Below are 26791 nucleotides of genomic sequence, written 5' to 3' on the forward strand. Positions count from 1 at the left end.
AAAGTTAGTAAAGCCCGAAAGTAGGAAAAAGTTGGGACAAGTCCGAAAGTCGTAAAAGTCCGAAAGATAAAAATAGCTGGAACAAGCTATAAGCTTACCTTCCTATAAAAGCGATGAAGCGTCTTTCGGACTTACCGGACTTTTCCGAATTTCGGACTTCCTTAATAATTAATTACCTGTTCTTCAATAGCTGCCGGTATTTCACGCCATTCGTATTTTTGGGTGCGCAGCTGGGGTTCAAAGCCTGCTTCTTTTATCGATTCCTGGATGCCTTTTGCGGTAAAGCGATGCGGCGCACCGGCGGCCGATACTACATTTTCCTCAATCATAATCGACCCAAAATCGTTTGCGCCAGCATGCAGGCAAAGCTGGGCAACCTGTTTGCCAACGGTTAGCCATGAGGCCTGGATGTTTTTTATATTAGGCAGCATAATACGGCTAAGCGCTATCATGCGAATATATTCGTCGCCGGTAACGTTGTTGGTAATGCCTCTCAGTTTACGCAGCAAGGTGCCGTCATCCTGGAAAGGCCATGGTATAAAGGCTACAAAGCCGTATGCGCCTTCAGGCTTTTCCGCCTGCACTTCACGTATCCAAACCAAATGTTCAAAGCGCTCCTCAATGGTTTCGATATGCCCGAACATCATGGTGGCCGAGCTTGGCAGGTTAAGCTGATGGGCTGCACGCATAACATCCAGCCATTCCTTACCACCGCATTTGCCTTTGCTTATCAGGCGGCGTACGCGGTCGTTCAATATTTCAGCGCCTGCGCCGGGTAACGAATCGAGGCCGGCGGCTTTCAATTCTCTTAGTACGTCGATATGGCTCATGCCTTCCAGTTTGGCAACGTGCGCAATTTCTGGCGGGCCTAATGAGTGTAATTTAAGAGTAGGGTATAGTTCCTTTAGCTGGCGGAAAGTATCCGCATAGAATTTTAAACCTAAATCCGGGTGATGTCCGCCTTGCAATAAAAGCTGGTCGCCGCCATAGCGGAAGGTTTCTTCTATTTTCTGCTTGTAGGTTTCAATATCGGTTATGTAGCTATCCTCGTGACCGGGACGGCGAAAAAAATTACAGAACTTGCAATTGGCTATGCACACGTTGGTGGTGTTAACGTTGCGGTCTATCTGCCAGGTAACCTTGCCGTGGGGTACCTGAATTTTGCGCAGCTCGTTGGCTGTGTACATCAAGTCGGCAGTTGAAGCATTTTTGTATAGAAAAACGCCCTCATCCTGGCTCAAAAAATCAAACTGCAAAGCGCGCTGCAACAGGTTAGCTGTGTTCATGCACAAATATAGTGAACAGCACGAAGTTGCACGAATTTATGCGAATTTCACGAATTAAATAACACTAAAGTGACTGATAATCGCTGTGTTATTATTTGATTCAAATTCGTGAAATTCGGTCAAATTCGTGCTCATTAGTGTTAATTCCCTTATCCAACCTCAATACCTTAGTCACACTATCCGGAATTTCATGCTGATAATGCGTTACATAAATTAGCGTAACATTACTCAACCGGCAAATGGTATCAACCAAAGTTTTAAAATGATGTTGCTGATGGTCGTCAAGTCCCTGGCAGGGTTCGTCGAAAATTAATAAATCCGGATTTTTTATCAGTGCGCGGGCAAGCAGACACAGGCGTTGGGCGCTGGCGGGTATGTTTTTTAGTAATACTCTCGCGTACTTATCTATCTCCAGAGCTTTCATCCAACGTAACGCCGTATCCGCCTTTGTTTTTTGCGATGGACGGAAAAGCCCCAGCGTATCATAATATCCCGATTCAATCACCTGCAGGCAACTGTTGTCAGTAGGGAAGTATTGGTGCAACTCGGGCGATACAAAACCGATTTTACTTTTTATATCCCAGATGCTCTCGCCAGTGCCGCGTTTTTTATCAAACAAAATAATGTCGTTGGCATAAGCCTGCGGATTATCGGCATTTATTAAACTAAGCAAGGTTGACTTACCGGCGCCGTTTGGCCCAAGCAGCGCCCATCTGTCGCCGGGTGTTATCTGCCAGTTTATTTTGTTTAAAATTACCTTATCGCCATACTTAATAATCACATCGTTCATTTTTACAATGTATTGATATGTGGTTTTTCCAGTCCCGGTGTTTAAGAGTGCCTTAAGTTCTTCGTTGTCAACCTCGTCCGGCGTTTGATCTAAAAACAATTCCGCTTTAAATTCTGCCCTGGTAAAAGTTTCGGTAACAGTGCCGGCCTCCAAAACGGCCACGTTTGTTACGGCATTGGGTATTTCATATGGCGATGTCGCCATTATTACTGAAATACCCGATCCTATAATTTCATCAATAATTGAATTGAATTTATTCCGGGTGTTAACATCCAACCCGGTTAGCGGGCTGTCAAGCAGCAACAAAATCGGTTTTTTAAGCAGTGCCGCAGCCAGCATCAGGCGCTTGGTTTCGCCGTTCGAAAGTTTGATGATCTGTTTGTTAAGCAACTCACCAAGACTTAATAGGGTAGTGGTTTTTTCAAAGGTCCAATAGTTATTGTGCGGTAGTGCCGGAACTATTGTTCCCAGGTATTGTTCAACGGTAAGTGCATCTTCCGAGTCGGACGAGTTATAGCGTTGCTGGTAATAAAAATCGGTGGTGTTGGACAGGTTTTTGAAATGATGCCGTGGCTCAACCAAAGCTATCAGTTTATGCCAAGTAAAGTTGATGCTGTTGTCATCTTCATCACTAATGAAATCTTCAAAAAAGTTATAGTCGATATTGCCGCCGGTAATATTAAACCTGCCTGCAAGCGTATGCAGTAACGCACTTTTACCTGAGCCGCTTTTTCCTACCAGGGCCCAGCTCTCGCCTTTGTTAACTAAAAAACTAAGATGGGTAAACAGCGTATTGTTTAAATACCTTACTGTAATATTATTAATGGATATTAAAGGTAGATGCATGATTGCGCTTTGCCGGTAAAATTAATTAACCGTTTTAATTATGCCGGCACTTTAACAACAAAAAACGCCTGTAAACAAAAACGCCCGGCTATTACTAGCCAGGCGTTCTGTTTTTCTACAAAAAGAAAATTATTTTTTCTTGGTAGTGTCTTTAGCCATTTTCTTAGCAGTGTCAGCCATTTTCTTAGCAGTGTCAGCCATTTTCTTAGCAGTATCAGCCATTTTCATTGCAGTGTCAGCTTTTTTAGTAGTGTCAGAATCAGCTGAACCAGCAGAACCTTTACCTTTACAAGCAGCGAAAGAAACAGCGATAACTAAGGCTAAAGCGCCCATTTTGAATGAATTTTTCATGTTAATTTTCTTTTTAAGTGATTAAATAGTTTAGCATTAATACCGCAAAAAGCAAAAGGTAACCCATAAATTTTAAAAAAAAATCACAGGTCACCTTTTTGCAGTGTAAAAAACTAAAAAATCAACAGAAAAACCAGGAATTATTTTTTCTTGGTAGTATCGGCTTTCTTAGTAGTGTCTGCTTTTTTAACAGTGTCAACAACAACTTTCTTAGTTGTATCAACAACTTTAGTAGTATCAGTTACTTTGGTAGTGTCACCAGCAGCCGAATCAGATTTACCTTTGCAAGCCGCGAAAGAAACTGCAATAACTAAGGCTAAAGCGCCCATTTTGAATGAATTTTTCATCTTTTTATATTTTAAAATTTGAGTGTTTGTAGTGATTAATACGGCAGTTTAAAAAAGGTAACCCAATTATTTAAAAAATATATATAAAGTCTATAGTTTCGGTAGTGTAACTATAAAAGTACCAGTTAATTACTGCTCCTTAGCTTTTTTTACGCTGATTTTTTTTATTTCGGTTTTACTGTGAACGGTTTTACTCACAGTGTCGGTTTTCGCGTCTGATGTATCGGTGGCCCGTTTTATGGTGTCAACCTTTACAATTGAATCAGCATGCCGTGTGGTGTCTTTGACAGACGTAGATGTGGTTGTTACTGAATCGCCGTTTGAGCTTGATTTGTTTCCATTACAGGCTGCAATTGATACAGCCAAGGCTAAGATCAACCCCTGGAGTTTGAATTTATTTTTCATATTATTTGTTAAAATGTTGATAGTTAACAAAATAGAATCGCGATTAGTTTTAATTATTGTTACTGAAGATTGTGAAGAGGCTTAATGTTGCCAGACTTTAGGATATCTTGACCCCAGGATATTTCGAACCAATCGGAATTTATCAACATTTAGAACTTATACTGCAACCCCAACGTTTACAGCTACTTCAACCGAAAGCTAAAAATATTTTAGTTTTAATTTTTTTTTATCAATAATGGGTTACAATTTCGCATAAATAGTATTAATAAGTGAGTAAAGAGACAAATAGCGGAATACCAACCGATAGCGAGGTAATACTCGGTATCCTGAATAATTCGGAAAACGTATTGAAAAGGCTGTATTTGGCCTATTTTCCGATGATTTTGCAATTAGTAATCAATAACAACGGCAATACCGACGATGCTAAGGACATTTACCAGGAGGCCATTATCGTTCTTTATAATAAGGTTAAAACAGGCGATTTTGAATTAAGCAGTAAGCTCAAAACCTATATATACAGTATTTGTCGGAGGCTTTGGCTAAAAAGGCTTACGCAAATGAACAGGTATGGCGGCGACATCAAAGATTTCCAGGAATTTTTGGTTGTAGACGACGAGACGGAAAAGAATAATGAGCGCGATATACAGTTTAATAAAATGGGAAGCGCGCTGCAACAACTGGGCGAACCCTGTAAAACCATTATAGAAGACTTTTATATCAACAACAAATCGATGCAGGAGATTTGTGAAGAGTTTGGGTATACCAATGCAGACAATGCCAAAACCCAAAAATATAAGTGCCTGCAAAGGCTGAAGAAATTATTTTTTCAGCAAAAATAAGGAGCGTAACGAGATGAGCGAGAACAACGAGTTAACCGAAAGCATTGAACGTTATCTTAATGGTGAGATGACTAAACCCGAGCGTGCCCAGTTCGAAGAACTGCGTGCGAAGGATGCCAGCATCAATAAAAAAGTAGCCGAGCATAAGCATTTCATCAACCTGGTAAAGCAATACGGCGAACGCCTTGAGCTTGAAAGGCGTTTGGATGCTATTCACGATGAAATTGATGTACACGCATTGGAAGAGGAGCTGATGATACACCCATCATGGGTAGTAAGGATGTGGCGCAATCACCATTCAAAAATATCTGTGGCAGCATCGATAGCTATTTTTGCTGTTTTGAGTACTTTATTTTTTACAGGGTATTTAAACAATAGAAATGCGAATTATGGTCCATTGAAAGGTAAGATCGATCAGTTAGAGCGCGACCAGAATAACCTAAAAAATAAATTTAATAATTTGCCTGTACAGCGTCCTCAAATGACTAATCCAGGTAATTTCCGTGGCACAGGTTTTGCAATTTCAACTAACGGTTACATTGTTACTGATAACCATGTTATACGCAACGCTGATTCAGTTTATGTACAAGCCGCTGACGGTAAATCGTACCGCACAAAGGTGGTTTATACTGAACCCTTAAACGATATTGCAATTTTGGAAATAACCGACCCGTCGTTTAAACCATTGGCGCCTTTGCCTTATACTTTCAAAAAAACTGAGACTGATTTGGGAGAAGGAGTATTTACCATAGGGTATCCAAAGGATAACATCGTATTGGGTTCGGGGCTCTTAACATCAAGCACAGGCGATAGGGGAGATACAACGCAATACCAGATATCTGCACTGCTTGATTACGGTCATAGTGGCGGACCGCTGCTCGATAGTAAAGGCAATATTATAGGTATAATAAACGGTAAACAAACCCGTGTTGCGGGAGCTGCGTTTGCGGTTAAAACCAGCTACTTATTAAAAGCTATAAAAGATATTCCGACTGACTCATTGAACAAGCCGTTGAATGCAAACGGTAAAAATACGCTGGCTGGTTTGGCCCGTCCGCAACAGATAAAAAGGTTAGAAAACTACGTGTTTATGGTTCGGGTTTATAACCAGTAAAGATCCCAAAAAACTATCTTACATAGTTCAGGGCGTTATGATTTGGTCATAGCGCCCTGTTTTTTTTGCCGGGCGCCCTAACCCGCGATCGCGTGCCGTCTTGGCGTTATCAGTGGCGCAAAAGGGGAGAATCAACTTTGCCCGATTTATCATTATATGGCACGCAAAGTTATAGTGGCATATTGAACAAACATCAATTTATAGAGCTCGATATCGATCACTTACACTTAATTGATTTACTTGTAAAAGTAAAATATCTGATAATCAGAATGTTTCATAGCGTTCCGGGCGTTCCGCGTGAAAAAATGGAACGCCGTTGCCTGAAGTTTCCGCGAGTCTATCTATCTACTTCCCCCAGCACAAAATCTATCGAACCCACAATGGCTATCAAATCGGCTATCATCACGCCTTTGGCAAGTTCAGGCAGTACAGACAGGTTATGAAAGCTGGGAGCCCGGCATTTCACCCGGGTAGGGATTTCTGATTTGCCGTCGGCCATAAAATAAAAGCCCAGTTCGCCTTTGGCGCCTTCGCAGCGCACATAGTAGTCTTGCGCTTTTGGGGTTATTTTACGCGGCATTTTTGAACGTGGGTCAAAATCAGTCGTTCGTTTTAATTCGTTTTGCAGACGGCCAAGGCATTGTTCAACTATTTTAAGCGATTGTTCAATTTCATCAACACGCACCTTATAGCGGTCCCAGCAGTCGCCCACAGCGCCCATTTTACCTTCCCCTATAGGTATTTCGAACTCCAATTCTGGATAGACAGAATAGCCATCAATGCGGCGTAAATCCCACTTTAAACCCGAACCACGCAGCATAGGCCCTGAGCAACCGTAGTTTATAGCCACATCAAGCGGCAGCACACCAACATTGGCTGTGCGACTGATAAATACCTGGTTATCGGTTAAAAGTTCGTTAAGCTCAACCATTTTAGGCTTAAAGTAGGTGACAAACTCGGCGCAGCGTTCTTCAAAGCCTACGGGCAGATCGTAAAACACGCCGCCAACCCAGATATAGTTATACAGCATGCGTGAACCCGATGCCCATTCCAGCATACCCATTATATGCTCCCTATCTCTAAAACACCATAAAAACGGTGTGAAAGCGCCAATATCGATACCATAGGTACCAATTGCTATCAGGTGCGCTGCAATGCGGTTCAGCTCACAAACCAGCACACGAATGTATTCAACCCGTTTGGGGATATCCTTATCAATACCCATCATTCGCTCAACGCCCATTACAAAGGCATGGCTGTTGTTCATCGATGCCAGGTAATCCAGCCTGTCGGTAAAAGGGATAGTTTGCTGGTAAGTTAACGATTCGGCATGTTTTTCAAAGCAGCGGTGCAGGTAGCCTATGTGAGGGATGACTTCTTTTACAATCTCGCCGTCGGTAATTAATTCCAGTCGCAAAACACCGTGGGTGGAGGGGTGCTGGGGCCCCATGTTAAGCACCATATCTTCGGTAGCGGCATCGGCTATCTTTTTATAGTAGTTGTTTAAAGCGGTATCGTATTTTGGGTGAGTCAATTTGATGTCGGATGTCGGATGTTCGATGTCGGATTTATTTTAGATTTCAAATTTAGGAAATTCCTATGCAAACGGTCGACTTTAATTCACTTCTAACCCGAAATTTTATAAATAAAAAACGCCCGCAGTTACTAAGCTACGGGCGACTGATAAACTATAATTACTAATCCCGAAATGGAACTTTCGAAATTAAATTATGTTCTTTTTTAAGCGAAGCTTTCTGCAAGCTTGCTGCTTTGGGTTGCCAGCCAGGCATATCCGTACATTGCAACGGCTTTTGCTTTACTTTGGCGGCTTTTAAATGTCCACACATCCTTCATGAATTCCTTGTGATTTTTGCTGTTAAGCGTGTCAAAAGCAACAGAGATGGTGCGGGTCAATGAATATGCCGAGTGCCATGTGCCAAACGGAATAAACAGGGTTTCGCCTGGGCCGACCGTAAAATGTATCGGCGTGGCGTCTTTATATTTCGGATATTTTTCAAAATCCGGTTCAAAAATATTCAGTTCAGAACGCCACGGATCATCGGGGCGGGGGTACAATAAATCGTCCTGGCCACGCGGGAACACGGTGAAACGTTTTTCGCCATATAACTGCGTTATCCAGGCGTTTAGGTGATAATAATCGATATGAAGGTAAGGGAACTTACCGCCCGGGCCGCCAATAAACAATTCGGTTGCGCCGCCCCATTTACCCACCTGGAACATCGGGTTTTTTAGCCAGTTTGATTTTGCATAGTGCAGGTCAAGTGGGTCGAGCAATTGCATCACTTCCGGCAAGGTTTCCGGTATATTAAAAATAATAGGATAGGGGGCAGGCTTTTCAACCGTGCTGGTTTCAACCATGTCCATTATGTCCTTCATTTTGTAGGCGGTGCCGCGGCAATCCGTTTCGCGTTCAGGATAGTTTTCCCTGAACCAATCGGGGGTAAATAAGCCGTTTGCCTTCCAAACTTTTGCAGCATTGGTAAACACCAGCGGTATGCCGGGTTTATAATGCTCTTCCATAAATTCGTCGTAGGTAATATTATCCCTTCTAATAATCTCCATGGGCCAAAATTGATTTAGTGATTGGTACTAATTTATGCTGGCTTATACGAGGGAGATATTTAAAAGGTTATGGGGGAAGTCAGTAAAGTCCGGGAAGTCAGTAAGTCCGAAAAGATAAAAAAGTTAAATAGGTTCAATCGTCACGCGGTGCTAAACGAGGCCAACTATGCAGGCAGTGATGCGTCTTTCAGACTTTGCTGACTTTTCCGACTTCCGACAAAACTCAATCCACTTTTATCCCCTTATAATACTCCGCCGCTTTATAATCCTTGCGGAGCGGGAATCCATCCCAGTCGTCGGGCAGTAAAATGCGGCGCAGGTCGGGGTGGTTTTCGAAGAATATGCCAAACAGGTCATAAGCTTCGCGTTCGTGCCAGTCGGCAGTGCGATAAACCGGTGTTATGCTGGGGAATGTTGGCAGGTTATCGAGGCTGCGGTCGTTTTCGGTGCTTATTTTTAAAGTAAGTTGTGTTTTATAAGGAATAGAAGCCAGGTGGTAAACCACGCCAAAGCGGCCTGCCTCAACGCCATAGTCGACCCCGGTTATACTGCTTAAAAAATCAAAATAAGTTTTTGGGTTGTTGCGCAGTTCGAGGCATACATTGGTAATTTGGTCTGGCGCAACGAGCAATGCAGGCTGAAGCCCGGTTGTTTCCTCGCCAACAACCACGCCCTCACCGAACTTTTCTATCAGCAACAACTTAATTTCCTCAAAACTCATGGCGCAAGGCGAACTTTTTTCCAGGTTTTATTATCGATTTTTTTATAAACAATACGGTCGTGCAGGCGGCTGCTGCGCCCTTGCCAAAATTCAATCATGCGTGGTTTTACGATGTAGCCACCCCAAAACGATGGTTTAGGCACTTCCTTATCGGCATACTCGGTAGTCAGTTCTTCCCATTTCTTTTCCAACACGTCACGGCTGTCGATCTCCTGGCTTTGCGGCGAAACCATGGCGCCAACCTGGCTGCTTTTTGGGCGGGAATGAAAGTATTTTTCGGATTGCTCTTTGGTGATCTTTTCAAGAGTGCCTTCTATACGTACCTGGCGTTCCATCGATGGCCAAAAGAAGGTTAACGCACACACCGGGTTTTTGGCTATCTCTTTTCCCTTGCGACTGAGGTAATTAGTATAAAAAACAAAACCATCCGGATAAACGCCTTTCAGCAACACGATCCTGGCAGACGGCCGGCCATCGTGTGTCGCTGTAGCCAGGTTCATGGCACTGCGTTCCGGCTCTTTCGCCTCTTCTGCATCTGCAAACCAGGCCTCGAACTGTTTTATCGGGTCGGCTTTCGTCTCTTTTTCGGATAAGGCGGATGCTGTATAATCCTTCCTTAAGTTTTCTAATTTTTCCTGGTCCATCGATGCAAAAATACAAATTAAAAAGGGAATGGAATGAAAGAACCAAGAGTCAAGAATTAAAACCCAAGACAAGGCAAACCTCTCAAATCGGAACAGAGAATGCCAGCAGTTTTATCTTGATTCTTGACTCTCAAAATAAATTTCATCTCAATTTCAGGGAAATGAACATATTTTTGTAATACTTGTTATATTAAACAAAAATTTCACCTGTATGCTTAGTTCTATTGCTGCCGCCGCCGGGCGTTTATTAATATCGGAGCCCTTTATGATGGACCCAAACTTCAAGCGGTCCGTTATTTTATTAACGGAATATTCTGAGGCAGGGGCTATGGGCTTTATATTAAACCATGCAAGTGAATTTTTGCTGGGCGATATTTTGCCCGACTTATCCTATTCCGAAATCCCGGTGTTTATTGGTGGTCCTGTATCTGTTAATACCCTGCATTTTATACATCGCTGCCCCGAAAAAATTGAAGATGGCATAGAGATAGCCGACGGTATTTTTTGGGGTGGAGATTTTGAGATGGTTAAAGAATTGATAACCAGCTACCAGCTTAGTGCCGATGAAATACGATTTTTTACCGGCTACTCCGGCTGGACACCCAAACAACTCGATGATGAAATAAAAGAAGATAGCTGGATTGTGGCCAACCAGTTAAACATCGATACCATATTTTCACAAAACGAAGAAACTTTATGGCGCGAGGTGGTGATTGGGTTAGGGCAACGATATGCGCATATCGCTAATTTTCCGGAAAATCCGGCGTTGAATTAGTTCATAGTTGATTGTTCATAGTTCATAGCCGAAAATGGCACCCATACCCAAGGGCTGTGTCCTCACAGCCGCTTTTTCCCTAATCTTCAGTATCTAATCTCTAATCATTTTCCACCTTCCATCTCTCTGGCTGATTCTTCAACCTTTTTCTTCAGATCTTCTTTAAAAGCAATCAGGTTTTTAACGATCTGCTCATCAGCGGTAGATACAATTTGTGCGGCCAGTATACCAGCATTTTTTGCCGCATTTAGCGCCACAGTTGCTACCGGGATACCATTCGGCATTTGCAGGATAGATAGGATAGAGTCCCAACCATCAATTGAGTTGCTTGATTTTACGGGCACGCCAATTACAGGCAGGTGTGTCAATGATGCCACCATGCCGGGTAAATGCGCTGCACCACCCGCGCCGGCAATAATAACTTTCAGCCCACGGCCTGCCGCTTCGCGGGCGTAAGTAAACATACGGTCGGGTGTGCGGTGGGCGGATACCACAGTAATTTCATAGGCAACGCCTAATTCTTTTAATACATCGGCAGCATCCTGCATAACGTTCAGGTCAGACTTGCTGCCCATAATGATACCTACTTTTATTTCGCTCATTTGTTATAATTTTCCGTCATTGTGAGGAACGAAGCAATCTTTGCACAGGACGTTCACGGAACTAATGTTTGTGAAAAGAATGCGGCCGCCTGCTCTCCAAAATACTCATACTTCTTGATTTGCATGTGAAGGGTTTGCTTCGTTCCTCGCAATGACGCGTGGTGAATTTGTTTAACTTATCACTTTCAACGTCGCCTGCACAAACCTTGCCTTCTCAATCGCCTTCTCCCTATCCGCATCCACTATGGTAACATGCCCCATCTTGCGGAAGGGCTTGGTTAAGGCTTTGCCATATAAATGTACATAAACGCCGGGGCATTTTAATACTTTTTCAATGCCTTCGTACACCGCTGGGCCCTCGTAGCCGGCCTCGCCTAAAACATTCACCATTATGGCGTTATTCAGGCAGGCAGTATCACCAAGGGGCTGATTGAATATGGCCCGTAAATGTTGTTCGAATTGTGATACAACGTTACCCTCAATACTCTGGTGCCCGCTGTTGTGTGGCCTTGGCGCAAGTTCATTAACTAATATTTTGCCATGCTTATCTAAAAACATCTCTACAGCTAAAAGCCCGACAATTTTTAGATCTTCCGCTATTTTTACGGCTATTTGGGCCGCATCCTGCTGTATTTCAAACGGCAGGGTTGACGGCGATATCAAAAACTCCACCAGGTTGGCCTGCGGGTTAAATTCCATCTCGACCAATGGGAAGGTTTTTACCGCGCCACTTTCATTGCGCGCCACTATTATGCCTATCTCTTTTTCGAAATCGATCCAGCGCTCTATGAGGCTGGGCTCGGTAAAGGCTTTATCAAGGTACGATTCATCAATAACCTTATAAACACCGCGACCATCGTATCCGTCCTTTCTTAATTTTTGGATGTACGGAAAAGGAATATGGCTTTCTTTCAACTGTTTTGCCGACGATATTACCTGGAACTCGGCAGTAGGGATATTGTTCTCTTTAAAAAACTGTTTTTGAGTACCCTTGTCCTGAATAAGCCTGATAATGCGTGGCTGGGGATAAACCATTACACCTTCTTTTTCCAACTGCTCCAGCGCATCAACGTTAACTTTTTCGATCTCGATAGTAAGCAGGTCTACCTTTTTGCCGAAGTTGTATACAGTTTCGTAATCGCCTAACGAGCCAACTACAAATTCATCGCACAGTTTGCGGCAGGGGGCTTCGCGATCGGGGTCGAGTACCTTTACGGTAACGTTGTAATTTATGGCCTGCTGTATCAGCATGCGCCCAAGCTGGCCGCCGCCTAATATTCCGAGTTTAAGATCTCCGTAAAATGCTTTCATTATAGTTGTGCAAGTTTACCCTAAATTGTTCAAAAAGCCTAAATAGTGTTTATTGGACGGGCGTTTTTTTAGTGAGTTTATAATAAAAAACAAGATGGATAATAAAAAATACCACGCCGGTAATAATATAGATAGCGTTATTTCCGCCTGACTGCGGGGTAACAAAATTGGTGATGATAAAAGCCAAAGGGCCGGCAAAAAATAAAAACAGTCGCCATACGGTATTATTCCAGATGGACGGGTTTGGCGTGAATAAGGCGGGAGCCGCCATAATCAGTAATATCCCGTTCAGATAAAACTGAGCCGATATGATCACTGGGATTGCTTTGCTATAATCGTTGCCCTTTTCAACCACCGCGTAATAAATGCAAGACGCTGCTATTGATACAACCAGTGAAAAGATAAATGTTTTTACCAGGTTAAGCAAGATTGTTTTTAGCATAGCCGATTTAATTTTTGCCAAATTTCCGAATTTTAAGCGGCTATTTAATAAATAGTAACCAAAAAAATATCGGCCCGGCTATATTGTCACAAAAGTAATATATCAGGCGCCTGTGCTTCAAATAAGCGAGTGAAACCTCTATATTTGCGCCATATTTACCATAAAGTTCTTTATTAATGAAAACTAAGATAGCTGTAGCTAACGGCGATGGCATAGGCCCCGAAATAATGCAGGCCGTTCTCCGGATTTTTGAAGCTACTAACGTGCCGCTTGAGTATGAATTTGTTGAAATGGGCAAATCTTACTTCGATGCAGGTCACTCAACAGGGATGACACCTGCGGCAAAAGAAACTATAGAAACCCTTGGCATCCTTTTTAAAGGGCCTATGGAAACACCTAAAGGTAAGGGTGTGAAAAGCATAAATGTTACCGCACGCAAGGTATGGAATACCTATGCAAATCAGCGCGATTTCAGGACTCTCAACGGTGTTGAAACTGTTTTTTCAAAAGCCGGTATCCCAATCAACCTTACTATTATTCGTGAAAATATTGAAGACACTTACGGCGGCATCGAGCACCTGTTGACCTATGACGTTGCTGTGGGCCGCAGAATTATTACCCGCCCGGGCTCTGCCCAGGTTATTCGTTATGCCTTTGAAATGGCGAGGCGCAAGGGCTATACAAAGCTGGCTTGTGCGCATAAGGCCAATATCATGAAGCTTACCGACGGCTTGTTTTTAGAAACTTTCCAGGAGATCGCTGAGGAATACCCGGATATTCAATCGTCAGATATTATTGTCGACGACCTTTGTATGAAACTGGTTACCCAGCCGCAAAACTTCCAGGCCATTGTGTTAACCAACTTGCAGGGCGATATCGTATCCGACCTTTGCGCCGGTTTGGTAGGTGGGCTTGGTTTTGCTCCATCGGCCAATATTGGGGATAATATTTCCATTTTTGAAGCCGTGCATGGCACTGCGCCTGATATTATGGGCAAGGGCATTGCAAACCCTACAGCCTTGTTGCTTTCAGGCATATTAATGCTGCGTTATATGGGCTTAACTGAAAGTGCGGCAACGATCGAAAACGCATTACTTTATACTTTAGAACAAGGTGTGCACACCGGCGATTTTGGCGATAGGTCTATTCAATCGGTTAATACTAATGGGTTTGCTGATGCTGTGATTGCCAACCTGGGCAAGTTGCCGGCAAATGGCGGCGTTAAGGGGCAGGCAAACATGCAGCTTAAAGCCACCCAACCACATCTTTCAAAAAATAAATTAACCGTTACCAGGGGTATAAAAGAAGAAATGGTTGGGGTCGATGTGTTTGTTGAGGCTGGCGAGTTACAACCCAATGAACTAGCTGAGCTTGCTAAAAAACGCCTGACTGATAATTTCGACCTGGTGATGATATCAAACCGTGGTACACAGGTTTGGCCCACCGGCTCAATTTATACCGAACTGGTTAACGAATACCGCGTGCGTTTTGAAAAGAAACCCGGGACCACTGTTAGCCAAAAAGAACTGTTGCACATAGCAGCTGATTTTTCAGAAGACGCCAAAGTTTGCTCGGTTGAGTTTCTGATGAAATTTGGCGATAAAATTGGCTATACATTAGCACAGGGTCAGTAACGGAGTCCGTAGTCGAAAGTCCTGAGTTCATCCGATTCAAGACTTTCGACTCCAGACTAACGACTTCTCTTCCTCCGCTGCCAATCGGCTATTATAGCAACCGGCATCCCAACACATAAAATCAATATCCCAATACCTATAACTACCGGCCAAACGTGCAAAAACGGCTTAAATCCTATTTTGCTTAATGGCACTACAAAAAGGTTCATAATTATCCAGGTAACCATCCCGTAAATAAGACCTGTGACATACTTGTTTTGGCTTATTTTATAGGCAGTGGGGTAACCCAAGTAAAAGACAATAGTAAAGGAACAGGCAATTATATAGTGAAATAAAATGCCCCACAGCAGCATCGGTGCGCCGCCAGTATATGCGGCTTTGCCGAATACACCACTGGCTATATAATCAAAAATCACAGCGGGCGGAACTTTATGGGCCCATATTATTGCTGCGAGTGCATCCAAAGTTCCCGTCAAAAAACCGGTTAAAACAATAATTAAAAAAGTGTTGCGTTTTTTTGTCGCTATCGTCATTCGTAAAATTTGTGTTATTAAAGGTATACAAATTTGCAAAATTGCCGGTAGATTGTATTTTTAGAACTTTGTTTTTAGTTGCAGCGGGAAGAAAATTAAGATTTTAACTTGTTGTTTACTAAATGTTTTCACGCCTGTTTTTATTTCGTTAAAACTATATTATATAATTATTGGTTATAATATGGAAAATAAATTGGATGCAGGCATTTATTAAGAACATTATATAATGCTAACAAACAACCACTAAATAAATAGAACTTAACATGAAAAAATCAATTTTAATTGTAGCCGCAGCTTTATCAATAGGGCTATTAACAAATAATGTATTTGCGCAAACGCAGCCTACCACACCTGTGTCAACAGCACCTCCGACCCAAACGGCCCCTGTCGCAGTTCCGGCTGCAAAGGCCGACTCGGTAAAAGATATTGATGCTACTATAGCTAATGTTGCTGACCTTTCGTCGCTTACAGCCGACATAAAGGCTGCAAATTTGGATGCAAGCCTAAAAACAGCTGGTCCGTTTACCGTATTTGCGCCTGATAACGCCGCTTTTAGCGCGCTGCCAAAAACAACGCTTGATAGTTTGGCTAAGGACCCTATAAAGCTTGCTACCCTGGTGAATGCCCACGTAGTTGCGGGCACTTACGACAAAAAAGGCATTATTAAAGCATTAACTAATGCAACCCGCACGGCAACCTTAAAAACTGTCGACGGGCAAACCCTTACTATAGCAGTTGTAAACAAAAAAGTGCAGATAAAGGATGCTCACGGCAACACTGCCGAAATAACATCATTTGACACGCCTGCCACCAATGGAGTTATCCATGGGGTAAACGGGGTATTGATGGCCAAGTAAAGAATATTAAAATCGTTATAAGCCCGGTACTGGAAACAGCCCGGGCTTTTTTATTAGCCCGGGCTCTTTTAGCCGCAGTTATAGAAGATGTTTTTTAGGATATATTATTTCATGTACCTGTCCAAAAGTGCAAACATACTTTTCCTGATATAATCTGCATCAAACATCACCCCATAATGAGGTGCGCCAGGTACAATAATCAGCTCGTTTTTTACCCCGACAGTCGTTAGCTGTGAGCTCAGCAATTTCGATTGTTCAGGATTTACCGATTCATCTTTTTCACCCTGTACAATTAAAAATGGCGGGTCGTTTTTGTCGATATAGGTAATTGGGCTGGCTATTTTAGCTAAATCGGGCCGCGCCGTTACAGTCGCACCAAGTAAAAACGACACCGGCGATTTTGGATCGGCAGTCTCATTCCCATTTAGCATTGAGAAATCCGAAGGTCCATAAAAATCAAGGCAAAGCCTGATTTTGAATTTTGCTTTTTTGCTATCAGCGTAAAAAGCCTTCACATTATTATTGGCCGATAGCGCCATCATATTGGCCAAATGACCACCCGCCGAAAAGCCTATAAGGGCGATGCGATTTTTATCCAAACGGTATTTACCTGCATTATCATACAAAAATTCCAGCGCCTGGTTACAATCCTGCATTTGCGCTGGGAACACTGCGGTCGTGCTGTATCTGTAATCGATGGACGCTACGGCATAGCCGCTGTCGGCAAAGGCTTTTAGCGTTTGGGTCATGTAGCCCATGTCGGCATATTTATCATTCAGCATCCAGGCACCGCCGTGTATCCAAACAATTAGAGGGTAGCTGGCCTTTTTAACCGGTGGCAGGTAGATGTCGAGCAGGTGCTTTTTTAGGGTATCGTTGGCGTAGTGGATGTTTCCGTACAGCGTTGTTCCTTGTGGGAAGATGGAGACTTTGGGATTGATGGGTTGGGCAATGGCGGTGTTTAAGAGCACAACAACCATGGCGAAGAGTGTGATTAGTTTCTTTTTCATTATTTCTTTGTCATTCTGAGCTACAGCGAAGAATCTTGTGCAAGGGACAGGTCGTCTGCTATCCATTTACCGCAAACCATAAAGTTAGCACAATCCGATCATATTTAGTGTTCCTGAACATACCTGGGCGGCCACTCCATAATATCTTTATTTAAAAATCTCCAGTATGGGTTTTCTTCATCGATCAATTTTATCTTCTTGCTTCTCAACCACCCTTTTATTTCCGTTTCCCGCTCAATGGCATGGCTAATGTATTGATACCTTTCGAACCAAACCAAATAATAGCATTTGTACTTGCTGGTAAAGCTATCTTTCTGATCGGTACCGAAGTAGTGCTCACAAAGCCTTCGGTCGAGGTCATTGGTGACACTTGTGTATAAAACTTTTTTAGTTGAATTTGTAAGGATATAGGTATAGAAATTATAGGTGCGCATTGTATAATAAATATAGAGACTTTTTATATCTAAACATTTTGACTCATAGCCGTAAAAAATGTTTATTACAAAGTTCGATACCGTTCAATCGCATACTTGTCGCAAGCAGAAGATTCTTCGCTCGCGCTCAGAATGACAAAGAAGGCGTTCTAAACCCCCAATAATTTTTCCCCCTCAATCTTCTTTTGCAATTCCAAAATAGCCCCTATCAAAGCTTCTGGTCGTGGGGGGCAGCCTTGCACATAAACATCAACAGGTATCACCCTGTCCACTCCCTTAACAACATGATAACCGTGCTGCCAGTAAGGCCCGCCGCAGTTGGAACATGAACCCATGGAGATTACATATTTTGGCTCAGGCATTTGCTCATACAAACGTTTAATGCGTTCGGCCATTTTAAAGGTGACGGTGCCAGCTATAATGATAACATCTGCCTGCCGGGCCGATGGACGCGGGAAAACGCCATAACGGTCCAAATCGTAAGTTGATGCAAAAGCGCCCATAAACTCGATGGCGCAACAGGCTATGCCAAAACTTAAAGGCCACAGCGATGATAACCGCGCCCAGTTAAGCAGGTCGTTCATTTTGGTGATTACCACACCTCCGCTTTCACTTGTCAAATCACTGCTCATTGGTAGGCTTTTTAAAGGTTGGTTTAAACAAGGGGCGTTTCACTTCGGTTGGAGTGGTTGTAGATGTTGTAAGGGTTGTAGCGGTTTCTAACGGCTCAGGCACGGCGTTAAATGCTTTTATTTTGTAGCTGCTTTGCTCTGCGTTTAGGTTTTCATAAAATGATTTGGGTATAAACGTATCGGTAGTTGGTACTATTGGCTTTGGTTTTATCCAGTCCAGGTCGCCTTTTACCCAAACGTAGGCCAGGCCGAGTATCAATATCCCTAAAAATACAAACATTTCGGTTAATGCCAGCCAGCCCCACCGTGGCTCAAAATTGTTTATCTCGTGGCTGCCAAATACCGTTGCCCAGGGGAAAATAAATACCATTTCTACATCGAACAATAAGAATACCAGCGCAATAACATAAAACCGTGAGTTAAACGGCAGCCAGGCATTGCCGGTAACTTCTTCGCCGCATTCGTACGACGTCAGCTTTTCAGGAGTTGGATTTTTGGGTGCGAGAAGCTTGTTTATGAAAAAAGCGAAGCATACCATTATTATTCCTGTAATTAAGAAGATAAGTATCTTGCCAAATTCTGATATTTGCGAAACCCCTGCCATGACAGCAAATTTAACAAAACAAACTCATTTTGATGCTATAATTATTGGCGGCGGCGCCTGTGGTTTAATGTGTGCCGTGCAAGCCGGCTTTTTAGGTAAGCGCACGCTGGTGTTGGAGAAGAACGATAAAGTGGGCGCAAAAATACTCATCAGCGGTGGCGGGCGCTGTAATTATACCAACCTGTATGCTTCTGCACAGCAGTTTATTTCGGCAAATCCGCATTTTTGTAAATCAACGCTGTCACAATGGACAGTTGAAGATACCATCAGTTTTTTTGAAACTTACGGAATCACCGGCAAAGAGAAAACCCTGGGCCAGCTTTTCCCCGAAAGCGATAACGCCCGCGATGTGGTAAAGATATTCACCTCGCTTTGCGCCGATTTAGGCCAGGAGATATGGTGCGATGCTGCCGTTGAAAATGTTGAACAAACCGATAGCGGCTTTACCGTCTCGCTGGAAAGGCATGGCAAAACCCAAAACCTGTTTGCACCGAAGGTGGTAATTGCTTCCGGCGGTTTGCCCATCCCCAAAATGGGCGCTACCGATTTTGGCTTACGTATTGCCCGTAAATTCAACCTTAAAATAGACTATACTGCGCCTGCGCTGGTGCCGCTTACCATTACCGGTAAAGACCAGCCTTGGTACGAACAGTTATCAGGCAATAGCATTTTCTGCCGGGTTTGGAACGACAGGATTAGCTTTGAGGAAAATATCCTGTTTACTCATTGGGGGCTGAGCGGCCCGGCTATCCTGCAAATATCATCCTACTGGCGCCCCGGGGAGTTTATTTATATCGATTTATTGCCGAATCAAAATATAGCAGAACTTATCCAGGCAGAACGCGAGGCCAATGGAAAAAAAATGCTGTTGGCGTACCTAGCCAACCTGTTTACCCGAAAATTTGCCGAGGCATTAAGCGATAAGCTGCCGGTTGATAAAAACCTTGCATCGTTAAGTAAACCTGATATCGAAAACATCAATAGCCTTATCCACGAGTTTAAAGTAAAACCGGCAGGGGATAAGGGCTATGACAAGGCCGAGGTAATGCGCGGCGGTGTATCAACGGATGAACTGTCGTCCAAAACCCTCGAGGTGAAAAATATGCCCGGCCTGTACTACGGCGGCGAATGCGTGGATGTTACCGGCTGGCTGGGGGGCTACAACTTTCAATGGGCCTGGGCAAGCGGTTTTGTAATAGCGCAGGGGATTTAAGAGTCCATAGCCCATGGACGATTGACCATAGTAGAACCTGCTGATTTATTAATGCATTCACAACTATGGCCCATGGTCTATTGCCTATGGTCTCTTCGCCTTCTTCACCTGGTTAAAATAAACAATCAATCGATCTACGTTTGCCAGCATATAAACCTTGGCGTGTATTTTATCAACTACTTCAGGTTCATCGCCCATAATATCACTCATTACATCTTCAAAGTTCTCGTTGGTCAGGCGTTTCATTGCGGCGGTGTTTTCGCCATAGTACCAGGCCGTTTTTTCGTTGCTGCCATCGCCACCTTTGCCGCCAAAAATCGGGATTGTACCACCAACACCCACACCCACACCGCTCCCGTACCCACCAGTACCTGCCCCAATTCCTATTCCGGGGGAGAACCCGAAGCCCGAGCCGCCACCGCCTTTACCCGCTCCGCCGGTCATGTACACCTTTATATCTTCGTTTACCACAACTTTTACAAAGTCGAGTTCGCGTTTTGCCCATTGCTCGTTGCCGGGTGCATGGGCAACCACAAAACTATCACGGCCCGCTACAAACGATTTGAGTTCGCCGGCACTTAACTTAAATGGATTTGATTTATCGTTTTCCCGAAATTCGATGAAGCCTTCATCCTTAACCGGCCCTTTGGCCGATGGGTTTATGCGGATAAAACCTGTTTCGGTATTACCTTTTATATCGGTAAAACGACCGGGCTGCCATTTCTGAGCCTGCAATTTTGCTGATACAAATGTCAGCATGAAAAATAAAATGATTAAAATTGAGCGCATAATAATTATTGAACACTAATTTTCACGAATTAAACCGAATTGCACGAATTGACTCGTCTAATTAATTCGGACTAATTTAAAGCGAATTTGCTTTTTAATTCGTGTAATTCGCAATAATTACTGGGAATTCGTGCCCATTTAACGCAATTTTAGCAGATTTAATATGATGATTGTTGATCTTAGAAGCGATACCGTTACCAATCCTACCCCCGGCATGCTGGAGGCAATGTTTAATGCCAAAGTGGGCGACGATGTTTTTGGCGAGGACGAAACTGTAAATGCGCTTGAAGCAAAGGCAGCTGAAATGTTCGGAATGGAAGCGGGGATATTTTGCCCATCAGGCACCATGACCAATCAAATTGCCATTAAATCCTTTACCCAGCCATTGGATGAATTGATTGCCGACCAAACTGCACACGTTTACCGCTACGAGGGTGGAGGAATAGCCTTTAATTCTGCCGTGTCGACCTGCTTATTAAATGGTTACCGTGGAATCATCACCGCCGAAATGATAGAGCCGGAAATTAATGCCGAAAACGTTCACTACCCGAATACGAGCCTGGTCGTGCTGGAAAACACGGTAAACAAAGGTGGTGGCAGCTGTTATACTTTAGAGCAGATAAAACCCATAGCCGAACTTTGTAAAAACAAAGGCCTGAAGCTACACCTGGACGGCGCGCGCATATTTAATGCGCTTGCGCATACCGGCGATAATGCTGCAGATTACGGCAATTATTTCGATGGCATATCTGTTTGCCTGTCAAAAGGCTTGGGAGCGCCGGTGGGTTCCGTCTTTTTAGCTGATAAACAAACCATAATATATGCCCGTCGTGTGCGCAAGGTTTTGGGTGGTGGCATGCGCCAGGCTGGCTTTTTGGCTGCAGCCGGTATTTATGCGCTCGATCATCATGTTGAGCGGTTAAAGGTCGATCACGCGCACGCGCGCATATTGGCCACTGAACTAAGCCACTGTGGTTGGGTAGCCAACATGCTCCCGCAGGAAACCAATATCATTTTGTTTGATACAGTTGAACCTGCAGCTGTTGTATTGGAAAAACTTGCCGAACATGGTGTGAAGGCCAACTCAACCGATAAGCACCGCATTCGGTTTGTGTTGCACCTTGATGTGCACCCCGAACAGGTGGAGTACGTAATCGACGTTCTTAAAAAACTTTCCTAAAGTCCTAAGTCTTAAGTCGGAAGTCTTGAGCCAAAAAACAAAGCAAACATCCGACTTAAGACTCAGAACTTAAGACTAAGACTTTATCAGCCTGTCTCCCGATTGGCGCTCAACCATCCAGCCGGGGTATTCTTTTGGCAGGGCGCTTACTTTATTAATCTTTTCTAAGTCGTCGGCACTTAATTGTAAATCAACCGATTTGATGTTGGCGTTCAGCTGTTCAATGGTTTTGGCGCCGATAATGGTGCTGGTTATACCTTTTTGCTGGCGTACCCACGCCAGGGCAACTTCGGCTACGGTGGCGCTATGCTGCTTGCTAATTTCGGCAATCACATCAATAATGTCGTAAGCTTTTTCTTTGTCAATTGGCGGGAAATCGAAAGTATCCCGGCGTGTTCCTTCTGCCTTAGCTGCGTTGCGCGAATATTTTCCACCTAAAAAACCGCCAGCCAACGGGCTCCATGGCATTACTGCAAGGTTTTCTGAAGTTGCGAGCGGCAATATCTCGCGCTCAATATCGCGGCTTGCTAACGAGAAGTAATATTGCAGGCCCACAAACTTATTCCAGCCGTGTTTTTCAGCAATGCCTAAAGCTTTCATTACCACCCATGCAGGCCAGTTGCAAACAGCTATGTAACGCACCTTTCCGCTCAACACGATGTCGTTAAGCGAGCGCATTATTTCTTCCACCGGGGTGTATGGGTCAAAGCCATGCACATATAAAACGTCGATATGATCCAGCTGCAAACGCTTAAGGCTTTCATCAACTGAATGAAAAATATGGTAACGCGACAAGCCCACATTGTTAAGTCCCGGGCTCATCCGGCTGCGAACTTTGGTGGCTATAACCAGTTCATTGCGGTTTAGGCCAAGGTCTTTAATGGATTGGCCGAGAATTTTTTCAGATTCGCCATAAGAGTAAACATTAGCGGTATCGATAAAGTTAATGCCCGAGTCGACAACAACCTTCATCAGGTCGTTAACTTCCTGCTGCTGTTGCTTGCCGATATTTTCCCATATGCCGCCCTTCCCGGCGAATGTCATGGTGCCAAAGCAAATCTCAGACACCACCAGTCCGGTGTTTCCTAATAAATTGTATTTCATAAAAGTTTGATGTTTGTTTAAGCGTAAAATTGAGCGTTTATGGGTTAAGAATAGTCAGTGGATGGTCAAAAAGACTTTTAATCTGCGCATCAAGCTTATTATGTGTTGCACCAACCTAAACCTGCATAATCAGACTTATTTCGTTCTAATTTAAAAACTTATGCCGAGGGTCTGTGTTGTTCGCTATTAACCAAACTCGAGAAAATAGGGCGCGACCCTAAAATTACTGCAAAATCCGTCGGCTTGCGCTATGTGGCCGATTCTACACCCGGCTACACCCGAAAAAAATCGGGAAAAGGGTGGAGCTATTACAATGCCGACGGCAGTTTGGTTAAAGATAAAAACTTGATAATCCGTTTTAATAAATTGGTTATACCGCCAGCTTATACCAATGTTTGGATATCGCCCCACGAAAACGGCCACCTGCAATTTACAGGTACGGATGCCGCCGGCCGCAAACAATACCGTTACCATCCCGACTGGAACAAAATACGCAACCAATCAAAATACCATCGCCTGCAGGCATTTGCCGGGTATTTACCGGCCATACGCAGGCAGGTCGATAAAGATCTCGCACGACCCAATCCCGACCACGACAAAATTGTAGCCCTTATAGTAAGGTTAATGGAGCTCACCAGCATACGCGTTGGTAATGAATCGTACAAAAAGCTCTACGGCTCTTTTGGTTTAACTACGCTGCTGAACCGACATGTTAAAATTGAAGGCTCAACCATAAATTTTGAGTTTAAAGGCAAAAAAGGTGTATATCACAAAGTATCACTACAAAGCAGGAAATTGGCCCGGCTGGTAAAGCAATGCCGCGAGATACCGGGGAAAGAACTTTTTCAATACTATAACGCTAACGGCGAGCGGTGTACTATCGGTTCGGGCGATGTAAATACCTATCTAAAGGAAATAACAGGCGAAGACTTTACAGCCAAAGATTTCCGCACCTGGGCGGGCAGTGTAAGCGCACTATATGCATTTAAACATGCCGGCGAATTCGACACCGTTACCGAATGCCGCAAAAAAATAGTAAGTGTTTTGGATGAGGTAGCGCTAAACCTGGGCAACACGCGTACTGTTTGCAAAAAATACTATGTACACCCCACAGTGATAAAAAGCTACGAAGATGGCGCTATATTTAAATATCTCAAACAGATCGATGAAGATAAGGATGTCAATTCGGTCGAGTTAAACGTCGCCGAAAAGGTGCTGCTGGAAATACTGGAAAAAGAAAAACTGGCGGAGGCCAGTTGATCGGTTGATTGAGTTGGATTAAGTTGATTAGGTTTGATATTCAATAACTATTAACTGACCTCATATTATCGAATTTTTAACCTAATCAACTTAATCCAACTTATAAACTCATTTCGTGCTTTTACGTGTAACTATAAATACAATCCCGTTTTTGGCCTTATCGCCATAGAGATCTTTTGTTTCTTCATCGTTTTTGAAAACCATGCGATCAATATCAAAGGCTGATATTTTCTTCAGGTCGGCCTGCGAGGCTATTTTGCCGTTAATGATAATCATCTTATCCGAAATATGGTCGATGCTTGATACCGAGCGCAGGTTTGATGACCAGGCTACGTTGGTCCCCGGCTTAACTGTATACCTGCCGACGCTGCCGTAACCGCGTGTAACCACCGGGGTATATGCCGATGATGACGCGCTGTCAACCGATAAGGAGTAGGTAATAATGCTTTTTAGCGAGCTGTCACCGTATAACTTACCTGAGTATGCTTTTGTGCTTTTAAGGGTGCTGTAATTTCTGCTGCTGGCAAGTACAGTTACAGGTTTGTTACCCCTGGTTTTTAGGGCATAAGCCTGGACTTTTGTTGGTTTACCTGAGCCTACTATCGCAACATTGTTCAATGTGTCGGTATCATCGGAATTATATGAAATACCGGTACTGTTCGAGGAACCGCTCACTACCGTTAGGTTGCTTTTTCCGGTTCCAATTGCGGTATAGCTTGTGCCTGCCAGTTTAAAACCGTTGCCGTCTGCTTTATCAATTTTTTCTTTGAATTTCTTGCCGGTTTCCGAGTCGTTAGTGGTGACGAAAATAGTACCATACCTGTTGTCAAGATTATTCATAACTCTTGCTGCGGACTCGGACGACATAATGTTTACACTGTAAATCTTCTTTTCGTCAAGCTTCATCAAGTCAGCTTTCGTGGATTTAACGCCGTCTATTACATAATTCAATGAATCTGATTTACCATTGGTGCTTAAAAAGAATCCGCCTTTTCTAATTGTATCCGTAGTTTTGGTTGTGATTTTTGCCCCGGCAAGCGTGCTTTTTAACACTTCAACAAAGTCTGGGTTTGTTTTTGCGACAGCGGCGGCCGGTCTGCTGCTTTTTTCGGCCAATTTATGTTCTGTAGCAGAAAATGACTTTATAGGTTTGTTGTTTTTCTTTACAAATGCTGCTTTTGATATACTGAAAATGAGCAGCAGGGCAACCACGGCAGGCACCAAAAATGCGTACCGGGTTAGATTGTATTTCGAAGATCGTTTAGCATTCATCATGATAATTCGTTTTTTAATAGTTGATATATTAAAATGGTTAACTATGCCCTGAGGTGCAGCCCCGAAGCTGACATTCACCAGGCTATATTGATATTGTTTAGTATCCGCTCCGTTATTTAATATTTTGCGGTCGGTTATAAATTCAATGTTTTCGCGCACAGCCTTTTTCATCAGCCAGACACCAGGGTTAAACCAATAAAAAACCGTGCTCAGTTCAGCCAGTAAAACATCCAGCGTATGCAGTTCGCTAACATGTACCTGTTCGTGCAGTAATATCGAATGCAGGTCGGCAGGTTCATGGTTGGCAGGGTTTATAAAAATGCTTTTCCAAAACGAAAACGGCCCGCTGCTGCCTTTAATAATCCGGACATCGTGGTTGTAAATTTTGGCCGCCGTTGAGCTGCGGTACAACCTGTAGAGCGAATACAATTGTATGAATAGCCTTATCGCAAGGAATATAACGCCAGCCCACAAAGTAACTTCGGCCCAAAGCCAATAGTTGGGTAATGGGCTCACCAGGGCTTTGGCAGGCGCCTGCCAATTAAAAATTACCACCTGCACCGGTTTTGCTATTTGCTGGTGATGCTGCCAAAAATCGGACAGGTTGATTTTTGGATAAACCGTAGCGAACAATATGGCAGCAACGAGGTAAATACGGTTTAAAGTATAAAATGTTAAATGCCTTATTACCAGGTAATAACCTGCGCAAAATAGCAACAGGGCGACATTTACTTTCAATAAGAAAACAAATAAGGCTGGCATGGCTTTTAGGATTTAGGGTTTTCTATCAGTTTAATTATTTCCTTTAACTCATTAGCGCTGATTTTTTTCTCGTTGGCGAAAAAAGTAACCAGGTTTTTATAGGAGTTTTCAAAATAGTCGCTCACAAAACCGTTCATAAACTTCTTTTTATAGTCCTCTTCCAAAATAGCCGGAGCGTACCTGAACGAGTTGCCCATTTTTTCGCTTTTTATAAAGCCTTTACGCTCCAGGTTCTTTATGGTTGACGCAAGGGTGGTGTAGGGGGGCTTAGGCTCTTCAAGCACATCTAAAAAGTCCTTTATAAAACCTATACCACATTGCCATACTGCCAGCATTGCTTCTTCCTCTTGTTTCGATAGTTTTTCCATAATAGTACGGTTGTTTCGTAAATCTACGAATTGTTCGTAAATAAACAAGTTATTTAACATATTTTAACTGAGCGGGCAAT

The 26791-nt window shown here is 43.4% G+C and carries 29 protein-coding genes; 8 read left to right on the forward strand and 21 right to left on the reverse strand.

Going from position 1 to position 26791, the window contains the following annotated elements:
- Positions 1-161: 161 nt before the first annotated feature.
- The 5 genes from mqnC to NAF19_RS08530 form a co-directional block, all read right to left on the reverse strand.
- Positions 162-1286 (reverse strand): cyclic dehypoxanthinyl futalosine synthase, encoded by a 1125-nt coding sequence (gene mqnC / locus NAF19_RS08510; RefSeq protein ID WP_252789514.1) that lies wholly within the window; start codon positions 1284-1286, stop codon positions 162-164.
- A 100-nt stretch (positions 1287-1386) separates the two neighbouring features.
- Positions 1387-2922: an ATP-binding cassette domain-containing protein gene (locus tag NAF19_RS08515; protein WP_252789515.1), complete on the reverse strand. Its 1536-nt coding sequence runs from the start codon at positions 2920-2922 to the stop codon at positions 1387-1389.
- A 129-nt stretch (positions 2923-3051) separates the two neighbouring features.
- Entirely contained in the window at positions 3052-3273 is a 222-nt protein-coding gene (locus NAF19_RS08520) for a hypothetical protein (protein WP_252789517.1), read from the reverse strand.
- Between the two features lie 140 nt (positions 3274-3413).
- Positions 3414-3620 carry a hypothetical protein gene (locus NAF19_RS08525; protein ID WP_252789519.1) on the reverse strand — a complete coding sequence of 69 codons (207 nt, stop codon included), beginning with the start codon at positions 3618-3620 and terminating at the stop codon, positions 3414-3416.
- A 129-nt stretch (positions 3621-3749) separates the two neighbouring features.
- Positions 3750-4025 carry a hypothetical protein gene (locus tag NAF19_RS08530; RefSeq protein ID WP_252789521.1) on the reverse strand — a complete coding sequence of 92 codons (276 nt, stop codon included), beginning with the start codon at positions 4023-4025 and terminating at the stop codon, positions 3750-3752.
- Between the two features lie 269 nt (positions 4026-4294).
- On the opposite strand from NAF19_RS08530, the gene NAF19_RS08535 reads away from it, so the two are divergent.
- Entirely contained in the window at positions 4295-4864 is a 570-nt protein-coding gene (locus NAF19_RS08535; protein WP_252789522.1) for an RNA polymerase sigma factor, read from the forward strand.
- A gap of 13 nt (positions 4865-4877) precedes the next feature.
- The gene (locus tag NAF19_RS08540) at positions 4878-5978 is read left to right on the forward strand and encodes a S1C family serine protease (RefSeq protein WP_252789525.1); all 1101 of its coding nucleotides are present in this window, start codon (positions 4878-4880) and stop codon (positions 5976-5978) included.
- A 337-nt stretch (positions 5979-6315) separates the two neighbouring features.
- Here the strand turns inward: NAF19_RS08540 and NAF19_RS08545 are convergent, their stop codons facing one another.
- From NAF19_RS08545 to pdxH, 4 genes are all read right to left on the reverse strand, one after another.
- Entirely contained in the window at positions 6316-7440 is a 1125-nt protein-coding gene (locus NAF19_RS08545; RefSeq protein ID WP_252789743.1) for an NADH-quinone oxidoreductase subunit D, read from the reverse strand.
- A 278-nt stretch (positions 7441-7718) separates the two neighbouring features.
- A complete protein-coding gene (locus tag NAF19_RS08550; protein ID WP_252789527.1) occupies positions 7719-8561 on the reverse strand; it encodes a cupin-like domain-containing protein in 843 nt (280 codons plus the stop codon).
- Positions 8562-8784: 223 nt separating this feature from the next.
- A complete protein-coding gene (locus NAF19_RS08555) occupies positions 8785-9282 on the reverse strand; it encodes an NADH-quinone oxidoreductase subunit C (protein ID WP_252789529.1) in 498 nt (165 codons plus the stop codon).
- Positions 9279-9926 (reverse strand): pyridoxamine 5'-phosphate oxidase, encoded by a 648-nt coding sequence (gene pdxH / locus NAF19_RS08560; RefSeq protein ID WP_252789531.1) that lies wholly within the window; start codon positions 9924-9926, stop codon positions 9279-9281. The genes NAF19_RS08555 and pdxH overlap by 4 nt, the downstream gene beginning before the upstream one ends.
- Before the next feature lie 211 nt (positions 9927-10137).
- On the opposite strand from pdxH, the gene NAF19_RS08565 reads away from it, so the two are divergent.
- Positions 10138-10701: a YqgE/AlgH family protein gene (locus tag NAF19_RS08565; protein ID WP_252789533.1), complete on the forward strand. Its 564-nt coding sequence runs from the start codon at positions 10138-10140 to the stop codon at positions 10699-10701.
- Between the two features lie 104 nt (positions 10702-10805).
- Here the strand turns inward: NAF19_RS08565 and purE are convergent, their stop codons facing one another.
- The 3 genes from purE to NAF19_RS08580 all read right to left on the reverse strand — a co-directional run bounded on the left by purE (position 10806) and on the right by NAF19_RS08580 (position 13056).
- Entirely contained in the window at positions 10806-11303 is a 498-nt protein-coding gene (purE, locus tag NAF19_RS08570; RefSeq protein WP_252789535.1) for a 5-(carboxyamino)imidazole ribonucleotide mutase, read from the reverse strand.
- Positions 11304-11474: 171 nt separating this feature from the next.
- On the reverse strand, positions 11475-12614 hold the full coding sequence (locus tag NAF19_RS08575; protein ID WP_252789538.1) for a 5-(carboxyamino)imidazole ribonucleotide synthase: 1140 nt from the start codon (positions 12612-12614) through the stop codon (positions 11475-11477).
- Between the two features lie 49 nt (positions 12615-12663).
- Positions 12664-13056 (reverse strand): hypothetical protein, encoded by a 393-nt coding sequence (locus NAF19_RS08580; RefSeq protein ID WP_252789539.1) that lies wholly within the window; start codon positions 13054-13056, stop codon positions 12664-12666.
- A 176-nt stretch (positions 13057-13232) separates the two neighbouring features.
- Between NAF19_RS08580 and NAF19_RS08585 the strand changes: the two genes are divergently transcribed.
- Positions 13233-14690 carry an NADP-dependent isocitrate dehydrogenase gene (locus NAF19_RS08585; RefSeq protein ID WP_252789541.1) on the forward strand — a complete coding sequence of 486 codons (1458 nt, stop codon included), beginning with the start codon at positions 13233-13235 and terminating at the stop codon, positions 14688-14690.
- Positions 14691-14746: 56 nt separating this feature from the next.
- Here the strand turns inward: NAF19_RS08585 and NAF19_RS08590 are convergent, their stop codons facing one another.
- Positions 14747-15223 carry a hypothetical protein gene (locus NAF19_RS08590; RefSeq protein WP_252789542.1) on the reverse strand — a complete coding sequence of 159 codons (477 nt, stop codon included), beginning with the start codon at positions 15221-15223 and terminating at the stop codon, positions 14747-14749.
- 263 nt (positions 15224-15486) lie between these two features.
- Between NAF19_RS08590 and NAF19_RS08595 the strand changes: the two genes are divergently transcribed.
- The gene (locus NAF19_RS08595) at positions 15487-16080 is read left to right on the forward strand and encodes a fasciclin domain-containing protein (protein WP_252789544.1); all 594 of its coding nucleotides are present in this window, start codon (positions 15487-15489) and stop codon (positions 16078-16080) included.
- A 104-nt stretch (positions 16081-16184) separates the two neighbouring features.
- Here the strand turns inward: NAF19_RS08595 and NAF19_RS08600 are convergent, their stop codons facing one another.
- From NAF19_RS08600 to NAF19_RS08615, 4 genes are all read right to left on the reverse strand, one after another.
- Positions 16185-17090, reverse strand: coding sequence for an alpha/beta hydrolase (locus NAF19_RS08600; protein WP_252789546.1), 906 nt, complete (start codon positions 17088-17090; stop codon positions 16185-16187).
- A gap of 104 nt (positions 17091-17194) precedes the next feature.
- A complete protein-coding gene (locus NAF19_RS08605; RefSeq protein ID WP_252789547.1) occupies positions 17195-17524 on the reverse strand; it encodes a GIY-YIG nuclease family protein in 330 nt (109 codons plus the stop codon).
- Between the two features lie 149 nt (positions 17525-17673).
- Positions 17674-18156 carry an NADH-quinone oxidoreductase subunit B gene (locus tag NAF19_RS08610; protein WP_305884788.1) on the reverse strand — a complete coding sequence of 161 codons (483 nt, stop codon included), beginning with the start codon at positions 18154-18156 and terminating at the stop codon, positions 17674-17676.
- Positions 18146-18760: an NADH-quinone oxidoreductase subunit A gene (locus NAF19_RS08615; RefSeq protein WP_252789548.1), complete on the reverse strand. Its 615-nt coding sequence runs from the start codon at positions 18758-18760 to the stop codon at positions 18146-18148. Before NAF19_RS08615 ends, NAF19_RS08610 begins: the two co-directional genes overlap by 11 nt.
- Here NAF19_RS08615 and NAF19_RS08620 point away from each other — a divergent pair.
- A complete protein-coding gene (locus NAF19_RS08620; protein ID WP_252789550.1) occupies positions 18759-19973 on the forward strand; it encodes a BaiN/RdsA family NAD(P)/FAD-dependent oxidoreductase in 1215 nt (404 codons plus the stop codon). The two genes, NAF19_RS08615 and NAF19_RS08620, sit on opposite strands and share 2 nt — an antisense overlap.
- 84 nt (positions 19974-20057) lie before the next feature.
- Here the strand turns inward: NAF19_RS08620 and NAF19_RS08625 are convergent, their stop codons facing one another.
- Complete coding sequence (locus tag NAF19_RS08625) at positions 20058-20732, reverse strand: hypothetical protein (RefSeq protein WP_252789552.1); 675 nt, start codon at positions 20730-20732, stop codon at positions 20058-20060.
- A 193-nt stretch (positions 20733-20925) separates the two neighbouring features.
- Here NAF19_RS08625 and NAF19_RS08630 point away from each other — a divergent pair, with 193 nt between their 5' ends.
- Positions 20926-21942 (forward strand): threonine aldolase family protein, encoded by a 1017-nt coding sequence (locus NAF19_RS08630; RefSeq protein WP_370362864.1) that lies wholly within the window; start codon positions 20926-20928, stop codon positions 21940-21942.
- A 75-nt stretch (positions 21943-22017) separates the two neighbouring features.
- Here the strand turns inward: NAF19_RS08630 and NAF19_RS08635 are convergent, their stop codons facing one another.
- Positions 22018-23046 (reverse strand): aldo/keto reductase, encoded by a 1029-nt coding sequence (locus NAF19_RS08635; RefSeq protein WP_252789554.1) that lies wholly within the window; start codon positions 23044-23046, stop codon positions 22018-22020.
- 252 nt (positions 23047-23298) lie between these two features.
- Between NAF19_RS08635 and NAF19_RS08640 the strand changes: the two genes are divergently transcribed.
- A complete protein-coding gene (locus NAF19_RS08640) occupies positions 23299-24306 on the forward strand; it encodes a DNA topoisomerase IB (RefSeq protein ID WP_252789556.1) in 1008 nt (335 codons plus the stop codon).
- 108 nt (positions 24307-24414) lie between these two features.
- Here the strand turns inward: NAF19_RS08640 and NAF19_RS08645 are convergent, their stop codons facing one another.
- The gene (locus NAF19_RS08645) at positions 24415-26343 is read right to left on the reverse strand and encodes a M56 family metallopeptidase (protein WP_252789557.1); all 1929 of its coding nucleotides are present in this window, start codon (positions 26341-26343) and stop codon (positions 24415-24417) included.
- A 5-nt stretch (positions 26344-26348) separates the two neighbouring features.
- Positions 26349-26711 (reverse strand): BlaI/MecI/CopY family transcriptional regulator, encoded by a 363-nt coding sequence (locus NAF19_RS08650; protein ID WP_252789559.1) that lies wholly within the window; start codon positions 26709-26711, stop codon positions 26349-26351.
- Positions 26712-26791: the final 80 nt, after the last annotated feature.

The sequence above is a fragment of the Mucilaginibacter flavidus genome, from assembly GCF_024055575.1.
In the GTDB taxonomy this organism is placed as follows: domain Bacteria; phylum Bacteroidota; class Bacteroidia; order Sphingobacteriales; family Sphingobacteriaceae; genus Mucilaginibacter; species Mucilaginibacter flavidus.